Source organism: Neobacillus niacini (assembly GCF_023715415.1).
GTDB classification, from domain to species: domain Bacteria; phylum Bacillota; class Bacilli; order Bacillales; family Cytobacillaceae; genus Neobacillus; species Neobacillus niacini_C.
This window is the reverse complement of sequence record NZ_JAMBOB010000002.1, coordinates 202906-222452: the sequence shown is the minus strand read 5'-3', so window position 1 is coordinate 222452 and position 19547 is coordinate 202906. Positions and strand designations below refer to the sequence as shown.

At 37.1% G+C, this 19547-nt stretch carries 21 protein-coding genes; 7 read left to right on the top strand and 14 right to left on the bottom strand.

Features of this window, described 5'->3' with window-relative positions:
* Positions 1-127: 127 nt before the first annotated feature.
* Positions 128-2197, top strand: a complete 2070-nt coding sequence (locus M3189_RS04430; protein ID WP_251632485.1) for a peptidoglycan D,D-transpeptidase FtsI family protein — start codon at positions 128-130, stop codon at positions 2195-2197.
* Between the two features lie 49 nt (positions 2198-2246).
* On the opposite strand, the gene trhA is transcribed toward M3189_RS04430, so the two are convergent.
* The 3 genes from trhA to M3189_RS04415 form a co-directional block, all read right to left on the bottom strand.
* Complete coding sequence (gene trhA, locus M3189_RS04425; RefSeq protein WP_251632483.1) at positions 2247-2894, bottom strand: PAQR family membrane homeostasis protein TrhA; 648 nt, start codon at positions 2892-2894, stop codon at positions 2247-2249.
* Positions 2895-3248: 354 nt separating this feature from the next.
* Entirely contained in the window at positions 3249-3854 is a 606-nt protein-coding gene (locus M3189_RS04420) for a LysE/ArgO family amino acid transporter (RefSeq protein WP_251632481.1), read from the bottom strand.
* A gap of 66 nt (positions 3855-3920) precedes the next feature.
* The gene (locus M3189_RS04415; protein WP_251632479.1) at positions 3921-4364 is read right to left on the bottom strand and encodes a GNAT family N-acetyltransferase; all 444 of its coding nucleotides are present in this window, start codon (positions 4362-4364) and stop codon (positions 3921-3923) included.
* 117 nt (positions 4365-4481) lie between these two features.
* On the opposite strand from M3189_RS04415, the gene M3189_RS04410 reads away from it, so the two are divergent.
* Entirely contained in the window at positions 4482-4829 is a 348-nt protein-coding gene (locus M3189_RS04410; RefSeq protein ID WP_251632477.1) for a hypothetical protein, read from the top strand.
* Here the strand turns inward: M3189_RS04410 and M3189_RS04405 are convergent.
* Both M3189_RS04405 and M3189_RS04400 read right to left on the bottom strand, forming a co-directional pair.
* On the bottom strand, positions 4826-5455 hold the full coding sequence (locus tag M3189_RS04405; protein WP_251632475.1) for a TVP38/TMEM64 family protein: 630 nt from the start codon (positions 5453-5455) through the stop codon (positions 4826-4828). The two genes, M3189_RS04410 and M3189_RS04405, sit on opposite strands and share 4 nt — an antisense overlap.
* Before the next feature lie 131 nt (positions 5456-5586).
* Positions 5587-6369 carry a C40 family peptidase gene (locus M3189_RS04400; protein WP_251632473.1) on the bottom strand — a complete coding sequence of 261 codons (783 nt, stop codon included), beginning with the start codon at positions 6367-6369 and terminating at the stop codon, positions 5587-5589.
* Between the two features lie 374 nt (positions 6370-6743).
* On the opposite strand from M3189_RS04400, the gene M3189_RS04395 reads away from it, so the two are divergent.
* Positions 6744-7901, top strand: a complete 1158-nt coding sequence (locus tag M3189_RS04395) for a TIGR04053 family radical SAM/SPASM domain-containing protein (RefSeq protein ID WP_251632471.1) — start codon at positions 6744-6746, stop codon at positions 7899-7901.
* A 34-nt stretch (positions 7902-7935) separates the two neighbouring features.
* On the opposite strand, the gene M3189_RS04390 is transcribed toward M3189_RS04395, so the two are convergent.
* The 3 genes from M3189_RS04390 to M3189_RS04380 are packed head-to-tail and all read right to left on the bottom strand — an operon-like array spanning position 7936 to position 11463.
* Positions 7936-9036: a Ger(x)C family spore germination protein gene (locus M3189_RS04390; protein ID WP_251632469.1), complete on the bottom strand. Its 1101-nt coding sequence runs from the start codon at positions 9034-9036 to the stop codon at positions 7936-7938.
* Positions 9033-10106, bottom strand: a complete 1074-nt coding sequence (locus M3189_RS04385) for a GerAB/ArcD/ProY family transporter (RefSeq protein ID WP_251632467.1) — start codon at positions 10104-10106, stop codon at positions 9033-9035. Before M3189_RS04385 ends, M3189_RS04390 begins: the two co-directional genes overlap by 4 nt.
* Before the next feature lie 25 nt (positions 10107-10131).
* Positions 10132-11463, bottom strand: coding sequence for a spore germination protein (locus M3189_RS04380; RefSeq protein ID WP_251632465.1), 1332 nt, complete (start codon positions 11461-11463; stop codon positions 10132-10134).
* Between the two features lie 170 nt (positions 11464-11633).
* Between M3189_RS04380 and corA the strand changes: the two genes are divergently transcribed.
* On the top strand, positions 11634-12584 hold the full coding sequence (corA, locus tag M3189_RS04375; RefSeq protein ID WP_251632463.1) for a magnesium/cobalt transporter CorA: 951 nt from the start codon (positions 11634-11636) through the stop codon (positions 12582-12584).
* 34 nt (positions 12585-12618) lie between these two features.
* Here the strand turns inward: corA and M3189_RS04370 are convergent, their stop codons facing one another.
* Positions 12619-12846, bottom strand: a complete 228-nt coding sequence (locus M3189_RS04370) for a hypothetical protein (protein ID WP_251632461.1) — start codon at positions 12844-12846, stop codon at positions 12619-12621.
* A gap of 300 nt (positions 12847-13146) precedes the next feature.
* Here M3189_RS04370 and M3189_RS04365 point away from each other — a divergent pair, with 300 nt between their 5' ends.
* Together M3189_RS04365 and tatA are read left to right on the top strand one after the other, a co-directional pair.
* Positions 13147-14169, top strand: coding sequence for a M42 family metallopeptidase (locus M3189_RS04365; protein WP_435368061.1), 1023 nt, complete (start codon positions 13147-13149; stop codon positions 14167-14169).
* Between the two features lie 20 nt (positions 14170-14189).
* Positions 14190-14405: a twin-arginine translocase TatA/TatE family subunit gene (tatA, locus tag M3189_RS04360; RefSeq protein WP_095248731.1), complete on the top strand. Its 216-nt coding sequence runs from the start codon at positions 14190-14192 to the stop codon at positions 14403-14405.
* Between the two features lie 36 nt (positions 14406-14441).
* Here tatA and M3189_RS26845 read toward each other — a convergent pair whose 3' ends face one another.
* Entirely contained in the window at positions 14442-14567 is a 126-nt protein-coding gene (locus M3189_RS26845) for a hypothetical protein (protein WP_285889362.1), read from the bottom strand.
* Positions 14568-14586: 19 nt separating this feature from the next.
* Complete coding sequence (locus tag M3189_RS04355; RefSeq protein ID WP_251632458.1) at positions 14587-15171, bottom strand: hypothetical protein; 585 nt, start codon at positions 15169-15171, stop codon at positions 14587-14589.
* A gap of 279 nt (positions 15172-15450) precedes the next feature.
* Between M3189_RS04355 and M3189_RS04350 the strand changes: the two genes are divergently transcribed.
* Complete coding sequence (locus M3189_RS04350; protein WP_251632456.1) at positions 15451-16674, top strand: NAD(P)/FAD-dependent oxidoreductase; 1224 nt, start codon at positions 15451-15453, stop codon at positions 16672-16674.
* A gap of 159 nt (positions 16675-16833) precedes the next feature.
* On the opposite strand, the gene M3189_RS04345 is transcribed toward M3189_RS04350, so the two are convergent.
* From M3189_RS04345 to M3189_RS04335, 3 genes are read right to left on the bottom strand one after another with little or no spacing between them, the layout of a single operon-like run.
* Positions 16834-17814 (bottom strand): ABC transporter permease, encoded by a 981-nt coding sequence (locus tag M3189_RS04345; RefSeq protein ID WP_251632454.1) that lies wholly within the window; start codon positions 17812-17814, stop codon positions 16834-16836.
* Positions 17807-18718 carry an ABC transporter ATP-binding protein gene (locus M3189_RS04340; RefSeq protein WP_251632433.1) on the bottom strand — a complete coding sequence of 304 codons (912 nt, stop codon included), beginning with the start codon at positions 18716-18718 and terminating at the stop codon, positions 17807-17809. The genes M3189_RS04345 and M3189_RS04340 overlap by 8 nt, the downstream gene beginning before the upstream one ends.
* Positions 18719-18732: 14 nt before the next feature.
* A complete protein-coding gene (locus M3189_RS04335) occupies positions 18733-19509 on the bottom strand; it encodes an SGNH/GDSL hydrolase family protein (protein ID WP_251632431.1) in 777 nt (258 codons plus the stop codon).
* Between the last annotated feature and the right edge of the window lie 38 nt (positions 19510-19547).

Sequence of the window (19547 nt, the reverse complement as noted above, 5' to 3'; positions counted from 1 at the left end):
GTCAGAACGGATATTACTGGTAGGAAATCCTTTACATTTCTTCAAATATAAACGTAAAATAATAAATAATTACCAATTCTCTTTCGAGGACATACTAAACAAAAAAGTATCAAGGATGTGAAAAAATTTGGAGAAAAAGAAAAAGAAGAAATCTCATTTTCCAATACGCCTCAATCTGCTATTTTTCAGTGTATTTTTGTTATTTTCCATCCTAATTTTGCGCCTGGGCTTTGTTCAAATTGTGTACGGGGAAAACTTCAAACGTGAATTGGAAAGAAAAGAAGATATTACGATTAATAACCCTGTACCCCGGGGAAAAATGTTTGACAGTAAATACCGAGTCATTGTTGACAATGTTCCAAAGCGTGCAATTACATACACAAACATGGGTGCCAGCCAGGAAGAGATGTTAGAAACAGCTGAAAAATTAGCAAAATTGATTGTTAAGAATTTTGAGAAGATGACACAAAGAGAAAAAAAGGATCTTTGGATACTCAAAAATCCGGAGAAAGCGGATGCAAAAATCACCAAAAAAGAATTAGATTTATTTAAGGCAAAAAAATTAAAAGATAATGATTTATATAAATTAAAGATTGAGCGAATCACCGAGGAAGAAATAAGTACTTTAACACCCGATGAGCTAGAAATCTGGTCTATTTATCTTGAATTTTCGAGCGGTTATAAATTCACCCCGCAGATTGTCAAAAATGAAGATGTCACACCTGAGGAATTTGCGATTGTGAGTGAGAGTTTACAATCCCTCCCAGGAGTTGACACTACAACAGATTGGGATAGGTCCTATGCCTTTGATCAAACAATAAAATCTATCCTTGGGAACGTAACGAAAACCGAGGAAGGTCTGCCTGCAGACCGATTAGATCATTTCTTATCATTAGGGTACAACCGCAATGACAGAGTAGGAAAAAGCCAGCTCGAACTGCAATACGAAGATGTGCTCCACGGATACAAATCAAAGGTTAAAACGATAACAGATAAGCAGGGTAATGTTATTGAAACCGAAGTAGTTTCAGATGGAAAAAGAGGAAAGGACCTCGTCCTTACGGTTGATATGGATTTACAACAGGCTGTAGAAAAAATCATTGAAGAAGAACTTTGGGGTTTGAAAAAAACGCCTAATACCGCACTTTTGGATCGCGCCTATGTCGTGTTAATGGATCCGAATAATGGAGCCGTTTTAACAATGGCAGGAAAAAGAATCGTGAAAAATCCTGAGACTGGACAATTAGAAATGCAGGACGACGCATTAGGTACCATTACCACTACATATAATGTAGGTTCTGCTGTAAAAGGTGCTACGGTTTTAACTGGTTTTAAAACAGGTGTAATTAAACCAGGAACTCGTATTGATGACACGGGAATTAAAATCAAGGACACTCCCCTGAAAAAGTCCTATTCCTATTTAGGAACGCTGAATGATGTCGATGCGTTAAAATTATCGTCAAACGTTTATATGTTCCATACTGCCATAAGAATTGGTAAAGGAAATTACCAATTTGAGCAGCCTTTAAGCCTTGCTCCAAATACGGTTGAAATTATCCGAAATTCTTTTGCAAGCTTTGGTCTTGGTTCTAGAACAGGTATTGATTTGCCTAATGAATCAAGTGGACTAAAGGGACCAAGCCGACTCCCTGGACATATAATGGACTTAGTTATTGGACAATATGACACCTATTCTCCTATGCAGTTAGCGCAATATATTTCAACCATTGCAAACGGGGGAAAAAGGATGAAACCACATATTGTTAAGGAAATACGTGAGCCTATTGATAATAATACTGACGAAATTGGCCCTGTTTTTCAAGAAATTAAACCGACTGTCCTCAATACAATCGATGCTGAACCTGCATGGATGGATCGTGTCCAATTAGGCTTCAAGAAAGTTTTCCAGGAGCAAGGGGGAACAGCATTTAGACGGTTTACCGGCGTCTCCTACTCTCCTGCAGGGAAAACTGGTACAGCGGAGGCATTTTACGATGGTCCATTACGTGCTAATTTCGGTAAGGAGCCACCTCCGGTAATGAACTTAAGCTTAGTCACATATGCACCGAGCACCAATCCTGAAGTGGCAATGGCTGTGATTGTCCCTTGGGCCTACCAAGGATCCACCGATAATGGAGCAAACTTTCTTATCGGGCGAAGAGTAATGGACACCTACTTTTCAATGAAAAACAATTAATTAGAAAAAGGCGTCTGGTACTTTTTAACCAGACGCCTTTTTGAATCCACTATTTTATTGGCAATACATAAAACAATACGCAGAAAAAGTGAAGCACTGTAGCTGCAATGACAAATAGATGCCAGACTGCGTGATGATATCGAAATCCGCGCCATACATAAAAAATCGCTCCAAATGTGTAGAGGAGGCCGCCAATCATTAAATAGGTCATCCCTTCAGAAGGGAGCTTAGCTGCTAAGGGTTTCCATGCAAAAACCATCATCCACCCCATCACCACATAGAGAATTGTCGAGGTAAATAAATATTTTTTTGTAAAAAAACATTTAAAAACTGTACCAGCAATCGCCAGTCCCCATACTACTCCGAATAAGGACCAGCCCAGTGGACCTCTAATGACAACGAGCAGGAATGGAGTATAGGTTCCTGCTATATATAAGTAGATAGAGGAATGGTCAAAGATTTCAAATAGGTCTTTCGCTTTCCCTTCTGGAAAACTATGTACCAATGTTGATGACATATACAAAATGAACATCGAGGCACCATAAATCGTAAAACTAACAACATGCCATGCCGTTCCGTATAGGGTCGAAAAAACAATCAATATGACCAAAGCCGCAATACTAAGAATCGCACCGATCCCATGCGTGATTGAATTGGCAACTTCCTCTTTCCGTGAAAATACATGTGTGTTTGCCATTTCGCAAAACTCCTTTTTTAACTCTTCTTCAATTTATCCATTAAATCTATTATGCTCTTTTTTGGAGTCCAGCAGTTAAATTTATAATTAGTTTTGGTTTCAAATCCTAAACGACTGCAGTAATAGATCATTGAATCTGATTTTCTTTCAGCTTTAAAATGTCTGCAGGTGGCACAACAATGGAAATCCTTCACTTCTTTCCCCTCCACAGATTTACCAATCTATTAATTATTCATTCATAGTTTGTTCATATTTTTTCGTTAAGATAAATATAGGTTCAGTAACCGAACCGATCCTCCCCCCTTTTATTTTATAGATTTTTTCCCATACCCGGCAATTTGCCGGGTAAATTTTTTATAAGGAATACACTAGGTACACCGCCGTTCCCCACATGATTACAGCAGATATTTTGTTTAACGTGTTAATGAATTTTCCACTTTGATCAAGTCTTCCTGCCAATCTGCCAACAATGGATAATCCAAAAAACCAAATCCAAGAAACGAAAATACATACAATCGTAAAGACTGTTTTTTCAACTCCTGTGTACGTTAATGAACTTGTTCCGATTACACCAATGGTATCCATTATGGCATGTGGATTTAACAAGGAAACAGATGCGGCAAAGGTAATTTGTTTCCGACTTGAAAATAATTGAACACTATTCCCCTCTGTACTATGTTTACTTTTCCATGTCACATAGCCCATATAAAGCAAAAAGCCAATTCCAATCACACTCAAAGCAAGTTTTAGAAAACTGATTTCTAACACAACAGCAGAAATACCTAATACAGCCAATGAAATTAAGAGTGTGTCACAGAGTGCAGCTGTTAAGACCACAGGTAATGCGTTTTTCCATTTAGGCTGTAAGGCTCCTTGATTAAATACAAAAACATTTTGTACACCTAAAGGCAGAATAAGTCCAAATGCTAAGATAAATCCATGTATTGCAGCACTAATCATTTTGTCTCTCCCAACATAATAATACTGGCTGTCTACTCATTAGCAGACAGCCTGTTTAACAATATACTATATTTTTCTTTGCATAAAAATTTCAGGGTCATCGAGTGTTTGAAAACCATATTGTTCATATAAACCATGTGCGTCATACGTACATAACATCATTTTCCGAACTTCTTTTAATTCCGATTCCGCTACCATCGTCTCTATCATCCATTTCGATAAGCCTCTGCCTCTGTATTCCGGAAGGACAAATACATCCATAATCCAAGCGAATCTTATAAAATCTGTTACTGCTCGGACAAAACCGATTTGCTTCGCTTCCCCTATTGCAGGATTTCCTTCGTACATACCGAAACAAATCGAGGATTTCTCAATTGATTTCTTTACTTTTTCCATTGTAATCCCTTTGGCCCAGTAAGAATCAACACACAAAAAATGGTGAATGACATTTGTATCAAGATATTGCTTATCCGTACTAATCGTAAAACCATCCTTTTCCCAACTAGCCATGTTTCATCACCTTCCATATATTAGGAATAAACTACTATCTTGTTATTACTGAAGTATACTTCCTTCCACACCTGTCAATAACAATACCAAAACACTAGTAGAAAGAGGTGTCATGGTATGAAAGGAATCTACTTTATTAATGATCGGATAAGTATAAACGGGCTTTCGAAGGAAGAAAGCTTTAAACTTCAAGAACAATCTATATTATCATTCATTCAACAACATAAAATCGAAGTCGTAAAATTAAATCCGTATCAAATTTATGATTACTACACCATTCCACATGCACTATTACATGATCTTAAAAAACATAGAAACTATCTTGATTGTCTAATCCAATACTCTCCTTTAGTAATGGAAGACTTTATGAATACCTACCCGGCTCGATGGTTTATATTAAAAAGCTTCTTTAATGAAGTTATTACAATCGAAGAAAAGGATTCTCCAGTAAAATACATTGTTTAGTCCACAGTTTCCTTTGCCATTTTACGATACATGATCACGAAATTTATTAGGACTAGAATGAGAATATAGCCGCCGTATAAACCAAAAGAAAACAGCTTGTTACTGCTAAAAGAAGCACCTGCATAGGATAAAATCAATATGTTTGGTATCTTCCCTATGGTTGATGCAGTAAAAAATATAAGCCAATTCACGTTACTTAAACCACAAATGATGTTGACCACAGGTGCTGGGATGATTGGAATCAGTCGGCAGGTTAAGATTGCGACAAAGGAATTTCGATAAAGAAAATCCTCGTATTCCTGGATTTTAGGATATTTCATTAACTTAGATTGTGCATAATCCCGGAAACCGTACCTGCTTAAAAAGAAGAAACCCATCGTCCCAGCCATGGCTCCTATCAAAGAAACCATTACACCTTGGGTCGTTCCAAATACACCTCCGATAACACCAGCTAAAACTGGAAATGGGATGACAGGAAAAAAGACACATATGGAAACAAACAGCATGCTTATGAAAATTGAAACTACTCCGCCTGCCTTAATTAATGCAAGCAGTTCATCTTTTTGAAAAAAGCCAATTGCAATGACAACCAATAATAATGATATGCTTAGGATTCTTTTAACCATCGACTTCTCCTAATCTAATTTCTCTTCATAGTTAAGTATAAAGGTAAATGCCCCTTACATAAACCATAAATATTCAGATCTTTTGAACAAAAAAAGACCTTTATCGTTTGATAAAGGTTGTTTTCGTTCTATTAAAATGCTGTTCTTGCACCTAGATATCTAGGTTTCCAATAAGGATTATTCATATCAGTGATGGTTACACCTGTTGACGTACCGGCATGAATGAATTTGTTATCTCCAATATAAATCCCTAAATGACTAGGACCAGGTGCATAAGTTGAAAAGAAAACTAGGTCACCAGGGCTTGGGCTACTAACAGTTTTTAAGCCTGAAAATTGAGTTGCTGCTGTTCTCGGAAGAGAGATTCCTACTTTTTCAAAAACGTATTTTGAGAAGCCGCTGCAATCGAACCCGGCCGGAGTATTTCCACCCCATAGGTAAGGTGTGCCGATATATTTCTTGGCTTCTGTTATTACCATTTGCGCTTTTGAAACAGTAGAAATTGGCGCCGGGGCTGGAGCTGAAGCCTCACCAGAAACCTTTAGAACTTGTCCAACATAAATAGTATCATTGCTTATGTTATTAAGAGATTTAAGCTGGGCTACGGTTAACTTATACCGAGAAGAAATCCCCCATAATGTATCCCCTTTTTGGACGGTGTAAGTGGTTACTGATTGAGTTTCATGAGAATGAGGTGCTACTAATGATAGTGTTTGATTTACATAGATGCTATCGCTAGAAAGATTATTCCAAACTTTAATATTTGTAACGGATATATTATTATTTTGCGAGATTCTCCAAAGGGTATCACCAGATTTTACAGTATAGACATTTTCATGTGCACTTACAGATCCACCAAAAGAGGTAAACAATATGCCGGCAGCTGCCGCGACTGTCAGTAAATGTTTTTTCATTGTAGGTCTCCTTCTATCGTAGTACATACATCATAAAGGAGAACGCCTATTTGTTTACATCCTTAACATTTGGGTATTCAGGAAGGATTTCCCTAACGTGGGAATGAAAGCCCTCTAGTAACAAACCTTTGAAAATACTTCCAACCCTTATACATCAAGGATTTCTATTCACTTTATCTAGTAAAAAAACAACCGATAGTAGTAGTTTGGTATTTTTTTGAAAATAGGATTGTAGAAAATTTGTAACAAACCTTATGAAATATTGTAACAATCCTTTCATGCACAACCAAAGGACAAATTTATAATAAACCTATAGAAACATTTTTTATGGTTTTTAATTGGTTAAAAAAATATTATGAATCTTGGTGATAAGTATGCAAGGAATAAGTAAAGGACATCCACATGGAATGAAAAAAATTGATTATGACGTTAACCCGTTTATTGTCATTTGGGAAGTAACACGCGCATGCCAACTAAAATGTGTACACTGCCGTGCGGATGCACAGCTGGCTCCAGACCCTCGTGAATTGACACACGAAGAAGGTATTAACTTAATTGATCAAATTTATGAAATGGATAATCCGATGCTTGTTTTCTCAGGCGGAGATTGTATGATGCGTGAAGACCTTTTTGAGCTTGCAGATTATGCAGTTAAGAAAGGCATGAGGGTTTCAATGACGCCTAGCGCAACTCCGAATGTTACAAAGGAAAAAATGCAACGTGCTAAGGAGGTTGGTCTTTCACGCTGGGGCTTGAGTCTTGACGCACCGACAGCAGAAATTCACGACAAATTCCGTGGAGTGCCAGGTTCCTTCGATTTGACGATTGAAAAGATTAAGTATTTAAACGAATTGGGAATGCCTTTGCAAATCAATACAGTTATCTCCCGTTACAATTACGACCATCTTGAACAAATGTCTAAACTGGTTGAAGAGCTTGGTGCCGTCATGTGGTACATCTTCTTACTAGTTCCAACAGGACGAGGTCAAATGGATGCATGTATTACTCCAGCCGAACATGAAAAGGTATTTCGTTGGTTGTATCAGTTAAGTAAGACAGCTCCTTATGATATTAAAACAACTGCTGCTCAGCATTACCGTCGTGTTGTTTTACAAGAAAAAGCACGTGATCATGTTATAGAAAAAGGTGATATTCGCTACGAAGACTCGATCACCACTGATTTTGCTTCGATGCACGATGGATTAAAACGTGCACCAAAGGGTGTAAATGATGGAAATGGCTTTGCATTTGTTAACCATATAGGGGATGTAATGCCAAGCGGCTTGCTTCCTATCGTTGGTGGTAATATCCGTGAAACGCCATTAGCCGAAATTTACCGTGAATCAAAAGTATTTAAAGACCTAAGACAGCCAGATAACTATAAAGGCAAATGCGGAGTCTGCGAATTTAACAAAATCTGTGGCGGTTCCCGTTCAAGAACCTATGCTGTAACTGGGGACTATATGGAAAGCGAACCTTTCTGTGTTTATATCCCTCAGTCAATGAGAAAAAAATCAGAACAAACTGTATAATAAACTTTAGGCATTCCCCATCGGAGTGCCTTTTTTATTCCACTAATCCTGTATCCTCAATTTGCACATCAACATTTACTTTAAACTTAATTGAAGGATATAACTGCTGCCATGTTTTCCAATCATCTTTTTCAAAATGCCTGGCACGATAACGCAGCCCAAAACCAATCGGATCAACATTGGCTTTTTGCATCTTCACTAAAAACTGATAAACGTTTTCCTGTGTTACTTTTCTAGCTAATTTTTCATATTCCGGGATATCCGCATTATTCACTGAAAAATCTGCTTCTTCTATTCGTCCGTTTATTGTTATATCAAATTTGATATACGGCTGTTTTTGATTATCTGGAACAATTTTATATTTGGTTTTTACCCTTTTCGTATCAATCACTAACCTTTTATCTTTATCATCGATTACCAAAGCACTTTTAGATTCGTTATTTAATAAGAAATTTAATGCCATTGTTTCCATAGGCTTTAAACTTAGCTTCAGTTGTTTCTTATTTAAAAGCCCAACCTTATTAATTTCAAATGCATTTTTGTTTACTTCAATAATAGGCAGGTAAGGATCTAATCCCTTTTCACTAAATCTTCTTTTAAAATCAAAAAGAAATTCAGGTATAATATAGGCTGTTTCTGGGCCATCTCTGCCAAGGGCAAGAAACAGTGAATTCGATGGTAGTCGTTCGGATTTAGGTTTTAATTTCAGGACATCTAATGCGGACGGCTTCCCTATTGCTACCCAGGAAACCTCCTGAATGTCCCGCCTTCGAATAAACCAATAATAAAGATTAGGTTCAATCTCTTTTTGTACTATCTTTTGATTATAAACAATAACTTTTGCATGACTAAAATCAATCTCTTTATCTACTTTCGGTTTAATCATTCTTACTGCTTCGGAAATGGTGTCAGCTTCCTCTGAGACGATCATGGATTCATTTGATTTCTCTTCTATTATTGGAATGGCAAACTTCAGGCTGATAAGGTATTTCTTCGAACTATCTATTGCTGGATCAATTCCTATACTTACCACGAAAAGCCGTTTATCAATATCCTTAAAGCCGCAGCCAGTTAGTAAAAATGAAATTATGATAAAAAGAACACCGACACTAAACCACTTTCCAGTGAGCTTCAAGCTTTCCGCCTCCTAAGGAAAAAGAAAAAACAGAATACAATGATGATTTCAAAAAAGTATCGAGCGATTAACCAAAACTTTATAACCATTTCCGGCTTTAGTAAGTCTATGCGAAGTACGGCCAAGATTGAAAAACCAATAAAACAAGCAAATACCAGCCAATTTTTCTTTTTGCTTTGTTTTTTTATATAAGAGCCTTTTATTAACTCAAAAGCCACATGCCAATGGACAGAAACACTTAATAAGGTGATGCTGATATACAACATGAGAAATATAAATAATGCACGTTCAATCGGACTATATACCAGGCGGATAGAATCTGAAGTCATAATCCACGGATACATGTATTCATGCGCACCGTCTGCACCGTGAAACCCAATTGGAACTAAGAACGAAGTAAACAAATTCAAGATAGATAAACCCAGGATCAAAGCGAAATTGATACTTTTGATTTTCTCTTTAAACAATCGGTTAAAAATGATGATATTGGTATAGCCAGAAAATACATAACTAGCCACAACAATAGGTGTTAGTTTCGGCGGTGTAAAAAAATGCGTACCTATTTCAAAAATAGAATCCCAGTTTAAGTAATCACTTGTTATCGCTTTGAAGAAGATAAATATGACCAACGGGCCGTTTAAGAGTAAGATTATTTCAAGAAGGTAGACGACCTTTTGGGTAGAAAGTTGTATCACAAAACAAATAGCTGCCAGGAAAATAACCATTAACCAAACCTTTGGCAAATCAGGATTGATAAACCGATGGAGAATATCTATATAACCAAGCAGCGTTATTAGTCCTGCTGTAAACCAAAAAAGTGAAAAACCCACGAACAAAATAATTTTAAATGGCACTCTCATTCTATTTTCGATAATTTCAGGTAGACCCTTACCTGGGAATCTTGCGAATACGATGCTATCCAAGTACATTAAGATCATTCCGCTGATAGTGGCGATTAGGATACTCATTATTGCCCCATCGTATCGATATTGAATAAGAAAATTGGGTACGAAAATGATAACATTTGTCAGCATATTTAATATTACTAAATATAAAAAATAGCGATTCATACCCACCACCCTAAGCCAAAAGGAATTAATTCGTTGATTTGTTTTCGATAAAGGTAAAAAACGGCTTACCAAAACTATCAAGACTTACCATGTAGGCTATCAAAAGGAAGAATCCTATTATCACGCCCACTAACCCGTAAAATATCGATAATAACAGTAGTAAATACTTTGAGATCCTAACTGCAAAGCTAAAAATACTTATCGGAATCACGAAATTAGAGATTGCTCCTAATGAAACTATGATAATCATGATATTACTTACAAGTCCTGCATCGGTAGCAGCCTGTCCCAATATTAACCCCCCTACCGTAGTAGCTGTGGGACCAATGGCTTTCGGAAGTCGAATACTTGCCTCCATTAGCAACTCCATCATTATTAACATCAGTAACACTTCTATAAACGATGGATATGGAACCGCATGACGGCTACCTGCTACGGATAGAGCCAATTGAACTCGAAATACCTCCGGATTATAGCTTGTCAATGCTACGTATACGGCGGGGAGCATCGTACTCGTAAACAATCCAATATATCGCAGTGTTAGTAAAAACTTACCTATCCAATAGGTTTGATAGATGTCTGCCATTGAAGCCATTAAATCTTTCATTACTGTAGGCATAAGTACTGCAAAAGGTGACCCTGCAATGAGTAATATTACTTTTCCTGTTGTGAGGTTAACAGCAACACGGTCAGGTCGTTCCGTAACCATTATGGTTGGATAGAGAGTTCGCCTTGATTTTTTTGTAAAATCTAACAATTGCTCTCCTGACTGAAATATTTCAATGTCAATCGACGAAAGGAATTTTTTCACATTATCAAGTACTACCGGATCCACTTTATTTTTATCATAAACAATCATAACCTGGGTTCTGGATATGGAACCTATTTTAGTTGAGTCCACCTGTAGGGAAGGCTCAGGATAACGGTGACGAATCAATCCAAGATTTGTGCCAAGACTTTCACTAAACCCTGATTGCGGCCCCTGAATGGTTGTTTCGACCGTTGTATCCAAAACTGAATTATTGCGGTCTATCCTACTATCCAAAATAAAAATAGTATCCATATAAAAAAGAATCACCGCTCCCCCAATCAATTCATCCAGGGTTTGCTGTTCACTCTCAAAAGGTTTAATTTTCGGGTGTGATTGTAAATAGGATAAAAACCGATCTGGCGTTATGATTTCAAAGAAGGGCTTAATTAAGAAATTTTGTAATTGCGTCTCGTCAGTAAGTGTTTTGAAATAAAAAGTGTCAAGATTTTTTTCCTTTGTTTTTAGTTCCTTCAAAACAATGTCTTCAGACTTTTGAATTTTCGATTTTATGGAATCATGAATGGATTGAACCTTATTAGATGACATTACCTTCCCTCAAATCCACTTCTTTCCCCTTACCTTTCCTTGATTAATGGTATTTTATTCCGATAATTGAAATATCCCCTAATCCTATTTTGAAATTAATAGCTTTTATCGGTATGATTATGGAATGTAGATTATTGTCTAAATCCTGAAGAATGAATAAGGTGTTAAATATGATTAAAACGATTGCAGTAAACCAAAATTATCAATTGATCCATAATTTGGACGCAACAGAGTTAGTCAATGGAAATTACTTATGGTATTGGATTGATTTTCACCAGCCATCTCAAAGTGAAATAGAGGTTTTAAATTCGCCACTTCAATTTCACCCATTGGCAATCGAGGATTGTATCTTTACCTTGCAGCGCCCAAAACTCGACTATTATGAGGATTATACTTTTTTTGTCACACAAGCCTTAAATCCAACCACTATTACTAAAGAAGAAATTGATTTCTTCCTTGCTGAGAATTTTATTGTAACCTTTCACCACCAGCCATCACCCGAAATTGATGAAGTTTGGAACAGATTTTCACTCTCTACAAAAGTTAAGAAGTGGCATCCATCTCAAGTGTTATATCATGTCTTGGATAAAATGGTGGATAATTATTTTCCGCTTGTCTATCAAGTGGAGGATACCTTAAATGAATTAGATGAGAATTCTAAGGGGAGATCAATGGAGGCCTTATTAGAGGATCTTTTCGATACAAGACACCAGCTTCTAGCTTTAAGACATACCGTTACTCCTATGAGAGATTTGGTCTATCGAATCATTAATTCACAACGCATGACCAAAATGCAGATCAAATTGGAGTACTTCTCTGATATCCATGATCATTTGTTAAAACTAACCGAAATGGTTGAAGCCAATCGAGAATTAGCGTCTGACATCCGAGACAGCTATATTTCTTTAAATTCACATCAAACAAACCATGTGATGAAGGTTCTTACAGTTATTACTACCTTATTTATGCCGCTTACCTTTATAGCAGGGATCTATGGGATGAACTTTCACTATATGCCGGAATTAACATGGAGATATGGTTATTTTTCCACTCTATTCTTAATGTTTTTAGTCGTTTTAGGAATGTCTCTCTGGTTTAAAAAGAAGGGCTGGTTCAAATAACAAAAAAAGACTAGGCTGCTTAGTCTTTTTTTTGTTACTCCCAATTTTCGTACGTTACCTTACCCCCGGTTAAATCAATGGTATTCCGCTCACCCTTATAGTAAGTCCTTCCATCCTTTTCAAAAATGTAATTTTCATAGGTAAACACTTCTTTTCCATCAGGAAGATGGATGACGACCTGGGACCCTAGATTTTCCTCTGGTGATTCAATTTTAATTGTACTTTGATAATAATACCGAAACACAAAAAAGCTTATGCTCACTATCATACATATTAGTATGATAGAAAATGGTCTCTTCCAGGAAATTTGCTTTGTTTTTTGGTGATATAGTTCAAATCTGGTCATTTTTCTCCCCCATAAACGATAAGTTATTTAATAATTCTAAATTATTCCTTTTATACCCATTTTCAATAAAAACCACACTTCCTACACTATGCAGTGAACACGAAAAAGTTGCCGAATTTTGAATTCGATTGAGTTTTCTATAAAATGTTATAATAAGAAAGAGTGTTATTTCGAAGGGAGATAAAAGCTTTGACAAATAAGAATACAGAGGAAACAATGAAATTATTGGTGGATTTAGTATCGATTCCTAGTCCATCTGGGAATACAAATGAAGTGATATCCTATGTTGAAAAGTATCTGGCAGAATTGAAGGTTGAGACAAGAAGAAACCGTAAAGGCGGCCTTATCGCGACTCTAGAAGGAAAGAATTCTAGTCAGCATCGTATGCTTACGGCACACGTAGATACACTCGGGGCAATGGTTAAGGAAATTAAGGCAAACGGAAGACTTAAAATTGACTTGATTGGCGGCTTTAAGTATAACTCGATTGAGGGTGAATACTGCCAAATTGAAACCAGCAGCGGAAGAAAAATCACCGGTACCATTCTGATGCATCAAACCTCTGTCCATGTTTATAAGGACGCTGGAAAAGCTGAACGAAATCAAGAAAATATGGAAATCAGACTGGATGAAAAAGTACATAATGCAGAGGATATTCGAGCACTAGGGATTGAAGTTGGCGATTTCGTTTCTTTTGATCCGCGGGTAGAAATAACTCCAAGCGGATTTATTAAATCGCGTCATTTGGATGATAAAGCAAGTGTCGCGATTTTACTTCAGTTAATTAAACAAGTAAAAACAGAAAACATACAATTACCGTACACCACCCATTTCTTAATCTCAAACAATGAGGAAATCGGTTACGGTGGTAATTCCAATATTACACCCGAAACAGTCGAGTACTTGGCCGTTGATATGGGGGCAATGGGTGATGGACAATCAACAGATGAATACACGGTTTCTATTTGTGTTAAGGATGCAAGTGGACCCTATCATTACGAACTCCGAAAAAATTTAGTACGGCTTGCTGAAGAAAATAATATTAAGTACAAACTCGATATCTATCCCTTCTATGGCTCCGATGCCTCAGCAGCCATTCGCGCTGGTCACGACATCGTACACGGGTTAATAGGTCCAGGAATCGATTCCTCGCACGCTTTTGAACGAACACACAAATCATCAATTGAAAATACAGCAAAGCTTTTATTACATTACGTACAATCTAAATTAGTTCTCTAATACATTTAAGGAGGTTCAATATGTTTTCAAACATTGGTGTACCCGGATTAATCTTAATTCTAGTGCTTGCCTTAATTGTCTTTGGACCAAATAAACTGCCTGAAATTGGCCGTGCATTTGGTAAATCCCTTCGTGAATTCAAGCGTGCTACAGATGGAATTACCAATGACATTAAGGAAGAGTTTAAGGATGATCTTAAAGAGGCACAGAAGGAAAAGATTGAATTAAAAAAATAAGAAAAATGCAAGCTGCACTATCGCAGCTTGCATTTTTTATCTTCGCGATTTATCCGCAAAGTTTTGAAGTTGATTGATTAGTTTCTTCCGTGCTTTATCATTTCTTAGTAAATACGCTGCCCCTAGTGCAGCTGTTGTCATTAACAATCGATTCCTAGCCAAGTGAATCAACTCCACATTTCTATTCTGCTAACATTGTCTTTATCTTTTCATTATGTTGTTTAGACTGATCGAGCAATTGATTTAACAATTCTGCTGCAGTTTTATCATTTTTCGCCTCAACTGCTTTCTTTAGGTCATGATAGGTTTTCCAATGACCCATTGCTTTGCCTCCGTGAGCTTTTTGAACAAATTCCTCTTTTGTTATTTTTCCTGCATCCAGTTGTTTCTTTAACTCTTGAATCTTCGACATTTTTTCTTGCTTCCACTTTTCACGTTTCGCAGCATTTTCAGGACTTAGCCACTTGTTTCTTAATTCCTTCTTCTCAGCTAATACCTTTGTCCATTCTGCTTTTTTATCAGGGGTAAATTGATCGACCCATCCTAGCAGTTTTTGTTCACGCTCTGCCATTTTTGCCTGCCAGTCTTTGTGATTATGTTCCTGTTTTTCACAATCACATTCCTCTGTATCCTTCTCTCCATCTTTATCCTGAGAGTCTGGTACTGCTGGTTTTTCATTTCCACCTGGCGTTTGTACATTTGCTAATGCAAAGCCTGGCATTGCTAGTATTAATCCTAGCAAGATAATCAACATTCTTTTTTTCATTACTAGTCTCCTTCTTTCTTACTATATTCGTCATATTTAACCAGTTTTTAAATTGGCACGAATTTATCATTCCCTATAAGTCGAAAAAAATTTACCAATTCGACAAATTTTAATAGTAAATACCACTTGTTTCTTCTTAAAAGATATCGTATTCTATGAATATAGAAGATATGTGAAAAAATTCACAATATTAACGAGCAAATTGCTCTATATTTTTTAATGATAAATGTGAAGTTTTTCACAAATTATACATAGATATTGTGATAGGAGAGGGTTAAAATGAATAAACCAAAAATAGTGATCTTAGGAGCAGGATACGGTGGAATCATCACAAGTAAAAAGCTAGAAAAGTTACTAAAGTCTGGCGAAGCAGACGTTACTTTAATCAATAAACATGAATATCATTACATTACGACACAACTCCATAAAACTGGAGCGGGAACTGCGGCAGATCGTCAAATTGCAATGGAGATTCCAGACTTAATTAATCCTGAAAAAACAAATTTTAAAAAGGGCAATGTTACGGGGGTAGATACAACAAAGCAAGCGGTCCACCTAGAAGGTGGCGAAACGGTAGAATACGATTATCTATTAGTCGCTTTAGGTTTTGATATCGAAACTTTCGGAATTCCCGGTATTAAGGAACATGCTTTTGCCATTCGCAGCTTTAGAAGTACCAAAGCCATTTATAATCAAATCATTCGACAATTATCCCTTTATAAAGAAGACAAAGATCCATCTCGCCTCACCTTTGTTGTAGCGGGCGGCGGATTTACAGGAATAGAAATGTTAGGTGAATTAGCTGAAGGACTTCCTAAACTTTGTAAAAAATATGATGTTCCATTTGAAGATGTAAAAATTGTTGCCGTAGAGGCTGCACCTTCGGTTATTCCGTTTTTCCCTAAGGAATCCATCCAATATACAACCGAAGTTCTTGAAAAGTTTAATATCAAAATGTATATGGCAACTAAGATTTTAGAATGTACACCTGAAAAGGTTGTGCTTGAAAATAATATCGAAATTCCTACTCGAACATTAATCTGGTCATGTGGTGTGAAAGGCAATGAAATTGTACAGAATTGCGGCCTACCGATTGTAAAAGGTAAACTTCCAGTAGATTCATTCCTCCGTGTTAAGGATAGAAAGAACATCTTTAGTATTGGTGACTGTTCCTTATTTATGAAGGATGAAAAAAATGCTCTTCCTCCAACTGCACAGGTTGCCCTTCAAGAAGCTGATGTTTGTGCAAAGAATATTGTAGCTGCGTTAAGAGGAGGCAGTTTGAAAGCATTTGAATACCATCACAAAGGATCTGTTGCATCAATCGGAACCTTGGCTGCAGTAGGAAAAGTTGGAAACTTTAGATTATCAGGATTATTTGGTGCTTTCATGAAACAGGTAATTGAAGCTCGCTATTTATTAAACCTTGGCGGCCCTTCCCTTATCATTAAACAGCACCTTGGAGTAAGTAAAGAACCAGTAAAAATGACAGCTAATCAGTAAATGGTTAAACCAATGGAAAAGGAATCCCTCCCTTCTTGCCATTGAATAGAATATCCCTTGTTTAATCATCGCCTTAATCCCCCAATTAAGGCAGCAAAACCACCTTTTACAGGTGGTTTTTTCATTTTACTATTTGTAGGAATTGCTTCCTTACTTGTATTAATATACATCCTTTTTGGTAAATACAAAGAATGATACAAATAATCCAATCGCCCACCACACAAGGAGAACCAACATTGAAAATGACAATGTCATTCCCTCAATTGGCGGAGGGTTCCCATTCATATAGTTTGTTAGCTTTAAATTCACCATAAAGAAATACTTAGCTGACTCCCACGATGAAACCATATTGCTAAGAATCGCTCCAGAAATTAGAGCAGCCAGCATAACACCCATACCAGCAGCCGTGCTGCGAATTAATACAGATAGCATGAAAGACAATGTCCCAACGACAATCGCTACAAACCATACAAGTCCAAAGTCCATTAATAGAAACTGCCATTGATCAATTAACTTCACGCTAGCGGTATTTAAACCTGCATCATTCACACTAAAACCAGTCAATACGGGTGCTCCCCACCCTTGATAACCAAACACCAATCCTGAAATACCATAAGAGAGAATTCCAGCTATTGCCACAATTAACGAGATGGCAAAAGTTAAACTTATATATTTACTCAGCAGGACCTTCCACCTTTTTACTGGCCGCGTTAATAGTAACTTAATCGAGCCTTGACTATGCTCAGAGGATACAATATCGCTGGCAATGACCATCACCATCAAAGGGATAAATAGTTCAATTGAATTCTCTAAAAAAATCCTCATAAACGTCGGAGCACCAGGCTCGGAGGGGTTTATATCGTGATCTAAATAATATTGATTTTGCTGCAAGGCAATTTGCAGTTGTTTTTTCCATTCATCCGAAATTCGAGAACTGCTAATTCGGTTTTGCTGGTCAATAATCGTTTGTTGGATCATCGTCCGCCAATCGTCGGTTCCTAACTTTTCTCTTTGCCTTTCAACCTCTTTATATTGGGCATAAGTAAACATTGCAACCAGAATGCTAATAATAATCGCAATCACAATTAGACGTTTCTTGGCTATCAGCTTCATCATTTCATTTTGAACCAGCTTATTCAATGGAATCACCCCCGGTTAACTCGAGGAACAAATCTTCCAATACAGGCATTTTGCGATTCATTTCAGTCACAGAAACCCCTGCTTCGACAAGCATTTTATTCCACTGCGCTGTTTTAATTTCATCATATTCGGTCGAAATGGAACCATCTTCTTTTTCTTCAATGGTTGTGACAGAACGCAAAACCTGCTTCCCCTCCTCTAGGGGATGGAAACGCCAGACAACTCTTTCTCTATTTGATAACAGGTTGTGAACAGAATCCGTTTTAATTACGGTTCCTCTTGAAATAATTGCAACTCGGTCGCAAAGTAGTTGAATTTCGCTTAATAGATGGCTAGATACAAGAACACTTAGTCCTTCATCTTCAGCAAGGAACCGAATAAACTCCCTCATTTCTCTAATTCCAGCAGGATCTAACCCATTCGTTGGTTCATCCAGAATTAATACCTTGGGTCTTCCTAATAGCGCCTGTGCAATCCCCAGTCTTTGTCTCATTCCAAGTGAATAGGTTTTTACCCTATCATGAATTCGATCCTTTAGACCTACAAGCTTTGTCACTTCACTGATACGCTCTTTGCCGATGCCTTCAAGCATATTCGCAAAATGCAGCAGATTATCATATCCAGACAAATACGGGTATAATTCAGGATTTTCAACAATACAGCCGAGATGTTTCATTGCTTCCTCGAAGTTTTCTTCAATATTATAGCCGCCAATTTGAATGCTTCCGGAAGTAGGTTTAATTAATCCCACTAACATCCGGATGGTCGTTGTTTTACCGGCACCATTTGGACCTAAGAATCCAAATACCTCACCTTCTTTTAAATCAAAACTAATCCCTTTAATGATTTCTTTTTTGCCGATTATTTTTTTCAAATTATGTACAGATAAAGTTATTTTCTCCATCTTCGCCTGTCTCCTTACCAAGTAAGCAATGAAGCCACTCGTTCAGCTATTAAACGGTACCCTTTTGTATTTGGATGAAACTTGTCAGTGTATAGATAATCATTAACCTTCAGCTCAAAAAGATCAAATGTTGGTACAAATACAATCTTCGGGAAAGTGGCGCTTAACTCGGCACTCTGATAATTCCAATGACGAACTACTTTTGACAGTTCTTTTCCATCATCTAAGTCAATAAATGGGTTATATAAGCCAATGCAGAAAACATTTGCATTTGGATTACTTGTCCGTATCTGCTGGAAAATAAAATTCATGTTCTCAAGGAAATTCTTCTCGATTTCAGTAATGTCTTCTGGATTAAATTCGAGTAAACCTTGTCCACCCCTGAACAAATCATTGCCGCCCATTGTGACTAAAACCATATCGGCCGTTTGAATTTGCCGCTTAACTTCCGTTTGCTGAATTTGCTCCTTTAGCTGGTCAGACACTTGTCCGCTAATACCTAGATTCGTTAGCCGCACTTCCTGCTTTGATTTTTCCTTTATTTCGTCCATAAGGACACCAACATAGCCTTTTCCAGTTTCATCACCGGTTCCTCTTGTTAAGGAATCACCTAAGGCAACAATATGCATACCTTCTTTTTTCTCTGCTTTCTTTTCAATAACGGTTTTCTCTGGGATTTTATCCGGCTTGCCTGCATAATATTCGGCTACGGCCCAGCCAAGTCCAACTAGCCAGAGGAGGCAAAAAAATACTGATACCATGGTAACCGACCTTATGACATTCTTATTCAAAAAGCTTCATCCTTTCAGGCTATTTCTACCTTTTATTT